The 12298-nt window shown below is 62.6% G+C and carries 5 protein-coding genes; all 5 read right to left on the reverse strand.

Annotated features, from left to right (window positions below; all coding sequences use genetic code 11):
• Positions 1-4 precede the first annotated feature (4 nt).
• A complete protein-coding gene (locus AR689_RS00665) occupies positions 5-10555 on the reverse strand; it encodes a non-ribosomal peptide synthetase (protein ID WP_082697715.1) in 10551 nt (3516 codons plus the stop codon).
• Between the two features lie 148 nt (positions 10556-10703).
• Positions 10704-10979: a hypothetical protein gene (locus AR689_RS00670; protein ID WP_062065331.1), complete on the reverse strand. Its 276-nt coding sequence runs from the start codon at positions 10977-10979 to the stop codon at positions 10704-10706.
• A gap of 123 nt (positions 10980-11102) precedes the next feature.
• Positions 11103-11582 carry a molybdopterin-dependent oxidoreductase gene (locus AR689_RS23250; RefSeq protein ID WP_197412772.1) on the reverse strand — a complete coding sequence of 160 codons (480 nt, stop codon included), beginning with the start codon at positions 11580-11582 and terminating at the stop codon, positions 11103-11105.
• 41 nt (positions 11583-11623) lie between these two features.
• Positions 11624-11854 carry a hypothetical protein gene (locus tag AR689_RS23255; RefSeq protein ID WP_197412773.1) on the reverse strand — a complete coding sequence of 77 codons (231 nt, stop codon included), beginning with the start codon at positions 11852-11854 and terminating at the stop codon, positions 11624-11626.
• On the reverse strand, positions 11838-12245 hold the full coding sequence (locus AR689_RS23260) for a hypothetical protein (RefSeq protein ID WP_062065338.1): 408 nt from the start codon (positions 12243-12245) through the stop codon (positions 11838-11840). The genes AR689_RS23255 and AR689_RS23260 overlap by 17 nt, the downstream gene beginning before the upstream one ends.
• Positions 12246-12298 lie beyond the last annotated feature (53 nt).

A 12298-nucleotide genomic window follows, 5' to 3' on the forward strand; every position in this document is an offset into this window, starting at 1 on the left:
GGACTCAACCCCCCAGCTGGATGGCCAGGGCGGGCATGATTACCGGGAGAGCTGCGTCACTTAACATCCGGGAGTGCCTTGCCGGCACCTCGACGGCGGTCACGCTACCGGTGATATACGCCCCCCAGGCTTCCGTTCCTGGTGTCCCCGCAGGGACGTCCTCCGTCGCACGGAAGAGAAGCAGGTCACCGTCGAAGACCGCTGGTTCCTCTTCCCTGATCAGTTTGGCCAGTACGGGGAAGTTCTCCACCATGGCCTGCACGGCGTCCTGTGGAACGGTGCCCAGCGGGTTGTGGTTCCTGCGGAGGATCTCCTGGGCCTTGGCAGCGCCAAGATCCTCGTAGTCGGACTCGTCCAGGGCGTAGCCTTGCGCCTCCAGGAAGGCAGCCCAAATTCCGGCACCTGCCCCCACCTCATCGTTGCTCTCCTGGTTGCCGGGGAACGCGTCAAGGATGGCCAGTGACGCAACCTCATCGCCGAGTTCCTGCAGCCGGGTAGCCAGGCGGTGGACCACATGCCCACCAAAGGACCAGCCCAGCAAATGGTAGGGTCCCGAAGGCTGAACGGATCTGATATGGGCAATGTAGCTGTCCGCGAGTTCAGTAAGGTCCATCGCAGTGACGGAGTGGGTGTCGCCCGGTTCCATGCCCGGCATCTGCAGCCCGATCAGGGGCCGCTCCGGATCCAGCGAGCCAAGCATTGAAGCGTAGCCCCACGCGATACCCGACGCCGGGTGGACGGCGAACAGGGGCGCTTTGGTGCCGCTGGTGCGCAGGGGAAGAACTTGGCGCAGGCTTTCAGCCGCGCCTTCCTCCACTCCACGATCGGCCTCAGCCAGAAGCGACTCCACCGTGGGAGCGCGGAACAAAGTCTGCACCTGCAGCGATGTACCCAGCGCTGCGTTAATACGGGCGATCAACGGTTGCGCCAGGAATGAATGCCCGCCCAGTTCGAAGAACGACTCATCCACCCCTGCTTTGTCCAGGGACAACACGTCCGCGAAGATTGCTGCCACCGCCTGCTCCCGGGGGGTCCGGGGAACCTTGCCGGACGTGCGCGGCGCGCTGTCCGCTTCCGGCAGGGCAGCAAAATCCACCTTTCCGTGATGGGTCAGGGGGATCTCCTGGACGGCCACCACCACCGCAGGCACCATGTAATCCGGCACCAGGTTCCGCAGGTGGGCGCGCACGCCGTCAGTGAAGGCTGCCCCGGCATCCGTAGTGTCAACAGAAACACCGGCCGCGGGGACCACCCACGCCACCAACCGCACGCTGTCGCCGGAGGATACCGCCCGGACCACGGCGTCCTGAACGTTTTCCGCAGTGGCGGCCGCCTGTTCGATCTCCCCGGGCTCCACACGGAACCCCCGGATCTTCAGCTGATGGTCATTGCGTCCGGAGAAGACGATGCTCCCGTCAGCGTGCCGCACCACGAGGTCCCCGGTGCGGTACATGCGTGCACCATCGGAGCTGAACGGATCGGCAACAAAGCGTTCGGCCGTCAATGCGGGCTGGCCACGGTATCCATTGGCCAGCTGGCGCCCTGCGATGTACAACTCGCCGGGAACTCCTGGAAGTGCGGGCTTCAACAAAGTGTCAAGGACGTACAATCGGGTTCCTGACGTTGGAGCTCCCAATACCGGAGCCGGGTTATCAGCGACCCGGGCCATCACGGTATCAACGGTCGCTTCGGTGGGCCCGTACAGGTTCCAGGCGGACACGTTGTGGTAGGCGGACAAGTCGCTCCAAAGTCCGGGATCGAAGGCTTCGCCACCCAAGGCAAGGCTGAAACCGGAGTCTGGGGAGGTGCCCGGGGCTTCCAGCACGCGGGTGAATGCCGGTTCCTTCAGCAACTGCCTGACGTATCCGGGCGTAGTTTCCCAGACGGTGATCCTATGCTTTTCGAAGTATCCGGCCAAAGCTGCCGGATCACGCCTGATGGTGTCCTCCACCACGTGGAGTTGATGGCCGGCAATCATCCAAAGGATGGGATCCCACGAGGCGTCGAAGCCGACTCCCGTGGTGTGTGCCACGTTGTGCCGGACTCCTGTGGTGGCAGGGTGGAGCCCTTCAAAAAGTGTTGATTGATGGGATTCCAGGAGGGCGCCGAGTGCTCCGTGGCTCACTTCCACGCCCTTGGGCCTGCCCGTGGAACCGGAGGTGAACATGACGTAAGCGGATTCACGGTTTGTGGGCTGCCGTTCGACGAGTTTCCGGGCCGCTTCCACGCCTTGTTCTGCGTCCATTCCTGAGAGAGGCTCAAACAGTTGGGGCAGCGTGATCAGGCGTGGAAGGGCTGCTCCGGTCTTCCGGGCAGACATCGTGGCCACCACGTCTTCCAAATGTTCCGCTACCGCGTCCACGGTAATAATCACAGACGGTTCGGCATCTTCCAGGATGGACGAGACCCTGTGGTCCGGGTACTCGGTGTCAATGGGGTTGTACACGGCGCCCGCAGCCAATGCACCCAACAGGCACTGGACTGTTCCTGCTGATCGCGGGAGGAACACGGAGACGACATCGCCAGCGACCACCCCTTGCTGTTCCAATCCGGTCGCCAGGGCCAGCACAGAAGCGGCCAATCCGGCGAAGGTTTGTTCGCCGTCCTCAGTCACCAGGGCCACCTGGTCTGGTGCAGACCGAACGGAGGCAGCAAACGCGGCCAGGACGCCGTCGTTCGTGTCCGTGTGATGCCCGACGGCGGAACGTCGTCCCGCTGTCAGCGCGGCCAGCGCGTCTGCCTCTTCAGGATCGACGAGCACCACCTCTGACAAGGGCGAATCCGGGTTGCTTGCACTGCGTTCCACGAAGCGCACGAGGCTGGCGACGAGGCGGTGGATAGTGTCTTCCTGGAACATGGCAGCGTTGTACTCCAGCGTTGCCGAAAGCCCCATGGTGCCCGGGCGGAACGTGAAGGAGAGATCGAACTTGGCCTCTCCGGATCCGTTGTCAGGCAACGGACGCACCACGGCCCCCGGCAGTTCCGGAAGTGAAACGGGGGAGCTGTCCACAGTCAGCATGGTTTGGAACAGCGGGTGCCGGCCCAGTTCGCGTTCCGGGTTCACTACTTCGACCAATCGTTCGAAGGGGACGTTGTCGTGATCGAAGGCAGCGAGAATGCTGGTCCGGGCACGATGCACCATGGTCCGCAGAGAGGGGTTGCCGGCGGCACTGACCCGCAGTGGCAGGGTGTTGACAAAGAAACCCACCAGCTCTTCCAGCTCCGGGTCCGTCCGTCCGGCGGTCGGTGAGCCAATCACCAGATCATCACCGGCGCCCATGCGGTGAAGGAAGCCTGCCAGCACCGCGTGGAGCGTCATGAACAGGCTTGCGTTGGAGTGCGCTGCGACGGAGTTCAGTCCTTCGAGGGCTGCGGCGCCGAGCTCAAAGCCATGGTGCTTACCCGGTTGCCGTGCTTCGCGGGGGCGGCGTTGATCGGCAGGGAGTGGCAGCTCAGCAGGAATTCCCGCGAGCGCATCCCGCCAGTAGGCAATTTTCCTCCCTGACGTGGCGTCCCGGTCCAGTTCCTCCTGTTGCCATGCACTGAAGTCTGCGTATTGGACAGACAGTGGGGCGCGGCGGGGCACCGAACCTTGGAGCGCGGCGGCGTAGGCCTCGGAAAGGTCACGAGCCAGCGGTGCCAAGGACGCGCCATCGCTCGCGATGTGGTGCAGTACCAACTGCAGCACCCATCCGGAACCGGCGCCGTAGTCCCTGCATAGCAGGACCGCGCGGAGCGGAAGATCCTGTGTAACGTCGAAGCCCTTGCGCGTCTCCTCTTCCAGGACATGGGCTTCGTCTGCTTGGGACGTCACCGGGATGATCTGCAGAAGGCCCTGGGCGTCTGCTGGAGCGTGGATCCTTTGCCGCGGCGTTCCGGCGTCAGCAGGGTAAGTGGTGCGCAATATTTCGTGTCTGGCCACCAATGCGTCGACGGCCGAGGATAGGGCGTTCTCGTCCACTTCGCCGTCCAGCTGCGCGGTCAGGGAAATGTTGTAGTCGGCCGATCCCGCATCCAGTTGGTTGAGGAACCACATTCGTTGCTGGGCGAAAGATAAGGCCGGGGAATCCTCACGCCCTTCCCGGCGCAGAATCCACTCCGACAGGGGTGTGGATTCCGACGTCGGTGAGGCCTCATCGTGAGTGGACTGGCCGGCGTCGTGCTTGGCGCCACCAGGGCGTTCAGAGGTCACCGCCTCCAGCAAAGCCGCGGGAGTGGGCAGGTCGAAGAGGGTTCGCAACGGAAGGGAGGTGCCGAAGGCTTCCCGGACCTTGCCCATCATGGTGATTGCCAGCAGGGAGTGGCCTCCCATCCTGAAAAAGTCATGGTCCATGGCAACGGTTTCCAGTCCAAGTACCTCAGCAAAAATGCCCGCCATGACATGTTCTTCAGGTGTTGCGGGGGCCACGCCTCGGCCAGTGCCGGAGACCACGGGCGCCGGGAGGGATTTGCGGTCCAACTTGCCGTGAGAGGTGAGCGGCAGCTCCGGGATGGTCATGAAGACGGCTGGGACCATGTAGTCGGGGAGCAGATTGGCAGCACGCGTTCTGAGTTCAGCAGGGTCAACCTCGCCAACAACGTACGCGATGATCCTTTGGGCTGGATTGCCTTCAGGCACCGCTGCGACCTGTCGTACTTGGGGATGGCTGGCCAGCGCCGACTCCACCTCACCCAATTCTATTCGGAAGCCGCGGACCTTCACCTGGTCATCGAGCCGCGAGAGGAACTCCAGCACACCGCTGGCATCCCGCCGCACTACATCGCCCGTGCGGTACATACGGGAACCGTCCGAGGCGAAGGGGTTGGCCACGAAACGGGATGCAGTATCGGCAAAACGCTGGTCGTATCCTCGTGCCATTCCGGCGCCCGCCAAGTACAGTTCCCCGGGAACGCCCGCCGGGACAGGTTGCAAGTAGGCATCCAACACCATGGCCGAAGTGTTGCCAGCCGGCCGTCCGATCACAGGCTTAGGTCCACGGACATCGGCCGTGACTGAGTCCACTGTGAACTCTGTGGGGCCATAGAAGTTCAGCGCACGAACTGAAGGATCGGCGGCGAGGCGTTCCCATAGGGTGCCCGGGACGGCTTCGCCGCCGAGGATCAGAATCAGCGGTTGTTCGCGTTGGTGCTCCAACAGGCCGCATTGCAACATTTGCGTGGCGAACGTCGGTGTTGTCTCCAGAACGTTGATGCCGTGGTGGAGGCAGTGTTGGGTGAGGCTTTCGGCATCGCCCCGCTGTTCATCAGCCACCATGTGCAGTTTGGCTCCGGCAACCATCCAGAGCATTGGATCCCAGGCAGCATCGAATCCCAGGCCCGCAATGTGCCCCACCACGGGCTGATCCGCGTCAACCGTGAGGCGGGGGCCAAAGAGGGTGCGGTGGTGGTGGGCGTAGAGGTTGGCCAAAGCGCCATGCGTTACCGCCACTCCCTTGGGCCGTCCGGTGGAGCCGGAGGTGTACAGGACATAGGCAAGGTCACCTGCGTTTGGCGCTCGATCCGCGGAGCCGCCGCCCGGGGTCGTTGCGCCGCTTGCCAGCAAGTCCGCAAGCGTTACTGCCTTGTCAGGCTCGACGCCGGTAGTCGCGTAGGCGTCGACGATCACCACCGCGGGCGTACTGTCCTCCAGGATCATCCGGATCCTTTGCGTGGGGTAGGCGAGATCAACGGGGATATAGACGGCACCTGCCGCCAGTACGGCCAGGGCGGCAGCCACGACGTCGGCTGATCGACGGATGGCGACCGCCACCCTGTCGCCGGGGCGTACACCGTGCACAATCAGTCCGTTCGCGATGGTGCTTACCCGCTTCTCGAGCTGAGCGAAGGTCCAAGAAAATCCTGCAACACCTGTCCCGTCGGTCACTGCAATCTGTGATGCCCGCAGGGTGGCCGTCTCTGAGAAGGCGTCCAGGATGGTGGCCCACTGGACGTCCTGTTCGGTGGCGGTGTTGTTGGCCAGTACAGCTTCGTGCTCGGCCGGGCTCTGTATCCGCAGCTGGTCCAGGCGGATGTCGGAGTCCGTGGCGAACTGCCCTGCTACCAGTGCGAAACCTGCTGCCAGCCGCTCCACTGTGCTGCGTGTGAAGAGGGCGGGGTTGTAAGCAAGGGATCCGGCGATGGCGCCACCGTCCCGTTCCGCCAGGTCCAGGAGGAGGTCGAACTTCGCGCCGCCCGGTTCCCGTCCCAAGTCCGCCGATGCATCCACACCGTCCATGGCAAGCACAGCATCAGGGGTGTTCTGCAGCGTCAGCATCACTTGGAATAGCGGGTGGCGGTGGCGTGATCGCGTGGGGTTCAGTTGCTCCACGACACGCTCGAACGGAGCGTCTTGGTTCCCATACGCGTACAGGTTGGTGTAACGGACGCTCTCCACCAGCTCTGCGGCCGTAGGGTTGCCGGACGTATTGGTCCTGAGCACCAAAGTGTTGACGAAGAAGCCCACCAGCTCGTTCAGTTGGGTATCGGTTCGGCCGGCCACAGGCGTGCCCAGCGGGATGTCCTCGCCCGCGCCCGACTTCGTCAGGAGTGCCGCCACGGCGGCCTGCAGCACCATGAAAAGGCTGGCGTTGTGGGTCTTCGCCAGTTCCTTCAGGCCTGAGGAAGTGACGGCGTCCAGTTCCAGAGGAATCGACGACGCCGGGAGGTCGCCTTCGCGGGTTCCTCGTGGGTAGTCGTAGGGCAGGTGCAGCTCCTCCGGAGATCCCTTGAGTTCGCGTGCCCAGAATTCCAATTGGCGCGAAATCGGGCTCGACGGATCGTCCTCCCGGCCCAAGGCCGCGCGTTGCCACAGGGTGTAGTCGGCGTACTGGACGGGCAGGTCATGGGTAACTGCCGCCCCTCCACGCAGCCGCGCAGTGTAGGCCCGGGAGAGGTCCCGGGCGAGAGGTGCAAGTGACCATCCGTCCGCGGCAACATGGTGCAGTGTTATTGCCAGGACGTGGTGGTCCGGCGCCAGTTGGAACAGGACTGTCCGAACTGGAAGTTCGCTGGTGATATCAAAGCCACGCTGTGTCTCTGCCAGCAGTGCCCGCTCCAGGTTGGCCGCATCGCACTGAACTGCCAAAAGATTTGCCTGCGCTGCATCCGGGGGCAGGATTTCCTGACGTGGTTCGCCCTCCGACCACGGAAAGATGGTGCGTAGTGTCTCGTGCCGGGATACGACGTCGGTCAGCGCGGCCTCCAAGGCATCTACTCTCAGATGACCCGTCAAAGTCAGCACGATCGGGATGTTGTAGGCACCTGACTGGTGATCAAGCCGGTTCAGGAACCACAAACGGCGTTGGGCATAGGACAAGGGAATAATTGCGGGCCGGTTCGCCGCCGTCAGTTCAGGAGCGGACGGTCCGTCGTGCTCCAAGGCCGCGGCCAGGCCGGCAACTGTAGGCTCTTCGAAGATGGTTCGCAGTGCCGGTGACGAACCCGTTGCGTCCCGCAGGAAAGCCGCCAGCCGCGTGGCCAGGAGCGAGTGGCCGCCGAGATCGAAAAAGTCGTCCTCACGTCCAACGGATTCGAGGCCTAGAACCTCCCGGAACGCCTCTGATACCAAGCGCTCGGCGTCGGTGCGTGGCTCGGTGGTTGCCACTTCACGTTCATGCGTTGGCAGTGCCCGGGTATCCAGTTTGCCGTTGGCGGTCAACGGGATGGAATCTATGGTGAGGACCGCAGCGGGCACCATGTAGTCGGGCAGCGTCCTGCGTGCCTGTTGACGGATGGCGGCTGAGTCCAAGGGCTGCGGACCAGACACGTCTGTGAACGTGCGGCTGCCTTCGAGGCCGGGCTCGGTGCCAGCGGGGGTGACGTAGGCGAGCAGTTGATCGTAGCCCGCCTTGTTCTTAGTGACAGTCACTGCCGCTTGTGCCACTCCGTTGATGCCGCGCAGCACTTCCTCGATTTCGGATAATTCAATCCGGAAGCCCCGGATCTTGACCTGCTGGTCCATGCGGCCAAGGAACTGCAGGGTGCCGTCGTTCAATCGGCGTACGACATCGCCCGTGCGGTACATACGCGAGCCGTCACCTATAAACGGATCAGCCACGAATTTCCCGGCGCTCAGGCCGGGCTGGTCCATGTATCCGCGTGCCAGGTTGGGGCCCGCGACGTACAGTTCTCCGATGGCATTGGCAGGTACGGGGTTCAGGCCCGAGTCAAGAATGTAATGGCGGCTGTTTGCTACGGATCCTCCCAGGGTGACATCAGTCCCGGGTTCCATCACTGCGGTGAGTGAGTCCACCGTGGTTTCGGTGGGGCCATAAAAGTTGTAGGCCACGACGCCGGAATGGGCCGCCAACTCACGCCACGTGGCAGGGTCCACGGCTTCCCCGCCCAGGGCGACCACAGAGGGATGCACCTCTTGGTCGAAGAGTCCGCAGTCCAGCAGCGCCTTGGCAAAGGTAGGTGTTGTTTCTATCGAGTCGATGAGTTCGTCTGCCAGAAACACGCTCAATGCCTCCGGGTCGCGGCGGGTCTGGTTGTCCACGATGTGCAGCTCGTGACCGGCCAACAGCCACAGAATGGGATCCCACGACGCGTCGAAAGACAACCCGGCGGTGTGGGCCACACGCAGCGGCCGCCCGAGACGACTTTCGGCAGGATCAAAAATCCTGTCGCGGTGGGAGGTCAGCAGATTCAGGAGTGCCAAATGTTCCACGCCGACGCCCTTGGGACGCCCGGTGGAACCCGACGTGAAAATGACGTAGGCAAGATCATGCTGTCCAGCGCTGGGGGGTAGTGCCGTGGAATCATGGCTCTCCAATGTTGCCGTAGTCTCGGCGGAATCCAGGACAGTCACCGGGACCTTGGTCTGGGGCCTCCCTGGCTCACTGTCCGCGGCCAGGGCAGCTTCGGTGAGCAGAATGATCGGTTGCGCATCCTCCAGCATCCCCTCCACTCGTCCCGCCGGATAGTCCGGATCAAGCGGAACGTAGGCAGCGCCGGCCTTCAGGATGGCCAGGATGGCTACGGGAAGCAGAACGCTGCGGTCCAGTCGAACGGCCACGGTGCTGCCTGGCCCGGCCCCACGTCCGCGCAGGAAGCGGGACAGCTGGTTGGAGCGGCGCTCCACCTCGGCGAACGTCAGGCACCCGTCGAATGCAACCACGGCCGTTCGTTCCGGAGCGGCTGTTGCCACTGATTGGAACTCCTCAACAACCGTGTGGCCCGGCAGGTCCACGGACTCGGCGTCCCCCTTGGCCAGCAGCGTCTGTTCTTCGGCCATCGTCGTCACGGAGAGAGCAGCAGTCGGATCTTCAGGACTGGCCAAAAGCGAGTCCAGCAAAAGGACGAAACGCATCAGGTGTTCATCAAGCCCCGCTTGACTGTAAAGATCGGCACTCGCCGCAAACTGAACTGTTACCCCGGCCCTTGAACCCTGTCCGAGACCATGAACGATGATCGACAAATCATCAATAGGTCCCGTAGAGAGAATATTCATGGCTCCCGTTGCCTCGCCAAAGGAAATATTCTCGAGTACTGGAAGGATGTTGACCGATGGACCCTGGTATCCGCTGTGGCCGCTCAAAGACTCGAAGCGTGTGCGCTGGTGGATGAGGGCCCCACGCAGCTTTCCTCCCATGGTTGTCACCATGTCCTGGACGGTGGCTCCTGGGGTGACGTCCAATCTGATAGGGACGATGTTCGACAGCATTGAGGGTGTGGTCTTGGCAAGTTTTCCGCGTCGGGCTGTTACAGGCAGCGCGAGGGAGACATGCTGTTCCCCGGTCATCCTGTGCAGGTATAAGGCCGCGGCAGTCAGAATCAACGACGGTGCGGTGCCGGATGCTGACTCCAATGCCTCCACGGCGGACGGAGAAAGACCTTGGGTAGAGCGCACCAGGGAGTCGGTTGTGCCCAAGGGGCGGCCTGCCAAGCCGGTGGGGACCGGGTTACCTGCGAGTTCGTCTGACCAGTAACCCGTGTCCGAGGCTGCCACGGCTGAGGACTGGTACCCGTGGTCATCGGCTATCAAATCCTTCAGTGGGGCATAGTCGAGGCCCGGGGCACAGCCCATGTTTTCGCCGGCGGCGAGTGCCTCGTAGACTGCGGCGACGCGGCGCAGGACCAGCACTGCGGAGTATCCGTCGAGCATCAAGTGGTGGACGCGCTGGTAGAAGAAGTGCCTTGACCCGGAGATCCGGATGACCTCCGTGTGGAGCAGCCCATCTTCTTCCACGTTGCGCGCTTGTGCCATGTCCGAGTCCATGAGTTCGCGTGCAGTCCGCTCGCGTGAAGCTTCGTCCCCGCACTGGCTGAGGTCGGTGAATTGCACAGCGGGCACTGCCGCTTTTGCGTACTGGTAGGGGCCGTCGTCGTCTTCGCCGAAGGCAAGGTTCAGGGCGGGTGTCTCTGCAACGGCCCGGACCACAGCGGTCTCCAGTCGGTCAACGTCCAACGGTCCAGTGATCTCGATGAACTGGCCAATGTGGTACATCGGGCTGCTGGGTGCCAATTTTTGCGCATACCAGATGCCTCGCTGGGCGGCCGTCAAACCCATCCGGGCTGGTGCCTGGTCCTCCGGAATGCCGGGCTGGTCAGGGGAAGCGGGGATAGGGGAGTTCATAGTCCTTCTCTGCGGTGGGGAGGTGTGGGAAAGCAGCGGCAGCCCCGGTGTTCAGGACTGCCGCGTCGTGCTTGCAGGGGCTCACGTCAGGGACGGATAGCTGCTCGTGTGCTGAGAATGTGCGGAAGTGACCGCTGCCAGGCGGCCGCTACTGAAACTGGCCGATCTGGAGAGGCCCCAATACATCCCCGTCCAGGAGGGGACCGTTGACGAGTGGGCCGTTGATGAGCCCACCGTTCAAGATGCCTCCAGCCAGAAAGTCGTTGAGGACATTTACCTCTGAAGGGGCCGCGATTGAGTTGGCGGCTGTCGGCGTGTCGGTTGTGATCGCTGCTTGTGCAGGAAGAGAAGCGATGGTGAACGCGGAAGCTGCGAGCATTGTTCCTACCGTGAGGCGAGCGGCGTTCTTGGTGGACTTGTTCACGGGATCTTCTCCATTACGTAGCTGACGTTATCCGCGCGCCACAGGGTGACGCGCCATCAGTAGTTCGGAGCTGCAGGACCTATGGATGGGAGTGGTGTTCTGCCCGGACTCACCCAAGCGCCCTCAGATGGATTGCCGGTAGCCGAAGAATTCGTGGTCGTTGTTGTAGCCGCCGTGTCCGCTGCCGATGTCGTGGAAGTCTTCGACGAATTCGATTCCTTTGATCCATTTGACCATTTTGAATCCGAGTTGGGATTCGTTGCGGAGCCGGACGGGTGCGCCGTGGGTGAAGTTCAGCGGCGCATCGTTCATGTCGAGGGCGAGCATGGTGAGGTGGTAGCTCATTTGACCGATCTCTTGGGCGTCGTAGTAAGTGCCGCCGTCGGATCCTTCTGCGAAGGAGTAGAAGATCACCCATTTCGCTTCGGGTGCTGGATTGACGATGTCCAGGATGGTTTGCATGGATACTCCGCCCCACTTGGCGACGCCGGACCATCCTTGGATGCAGAAGTGCTGGGTGATCTGTTCGTGTGGGGGCATGTCACGGAGTTGATGGAGCGAGAGTTCCACCGGGTTTTCCACGGAGTCGTTTGAGGCGTACATGTGATTCAGGTTCCGCAGCGCACCGGTCGTGAACACCAGGGTTACGTGGATGAGGATGAAGAGAGGAACCAGCACAGCACCAGGAAGTGCAGGGACCGGGCCAGTTGGATGCTCAGCACTGAGCTGGTGCGGTGGAACCTGGTGGATAGCGCAGGTGACATCCCGAGACCGGTGATGAGCGCTGCCGGCGCGGCGATGAACACGGTGATGAAGTACGCCAGTAGCTGCAGGCTGTTGTAGCTGTTCCAGCCATTTTCAAGGGGCCAGTCCAACGACAGGTACTGGATCGCGACTGACACGGCATTCGGGAAGAGTGATGGAGTCCGCTTTGGCCGTGTACGACGGGTCATCGGGTACGGGCTTTTGCATCCGGAACCACTCAGAACCCGGTGTGGAGTGCTTGGGCCAGTACAGTCGGGGGTGATCTGCCAGCACGGTGATACCGGAACGGATGATGAAGATCATCAGGAACGCGTTCAGGAAGTGCTGCCAGCCGAGCCACGCGGGAATCCCCACCGGAGCACCATCGGGCAAGTCCATAGTGCCGGGATAATCCAGGACGAATCCTTGAATGGCCGGTAGCTCGCGCAGCCCTTTCGCGATAGCGATGCCCGCCACCAAAGAACCAGACCGATCGGAAGCAGCCACAACAGGTTGAACCACTTGCCACTCTTTAGACGGACCCGCGGAGCCACCCCGTACTGCGCCGGCAAGCC

This window comes from Arthrobacter sp. EpRS71, assembly GCF_001512285.1.
Lineage (GTDB): Bacteria > Actinomycetota > Actinomycetes > Actinomycetales > Micrococcaceae > Arthrobacter.

Bases quoted from the DNA above. Each gene is read 5' to 3' on its own strand.
- AR689_RS23250 (WP_197412772.1), bottom strand. From the start codon at position 11,582: ATGTACGCCTCAAACGACTCCGTGGAAAACCCGGTGGAACTCTCGCTC.
- AR689_RS00665 (WP_082697715.1), bottom strand. From the start codon at position 10,555: ATGAACTCCCCTATCCCCGCTTCCCCTGACCAGCCCGGCATTCCGGAG.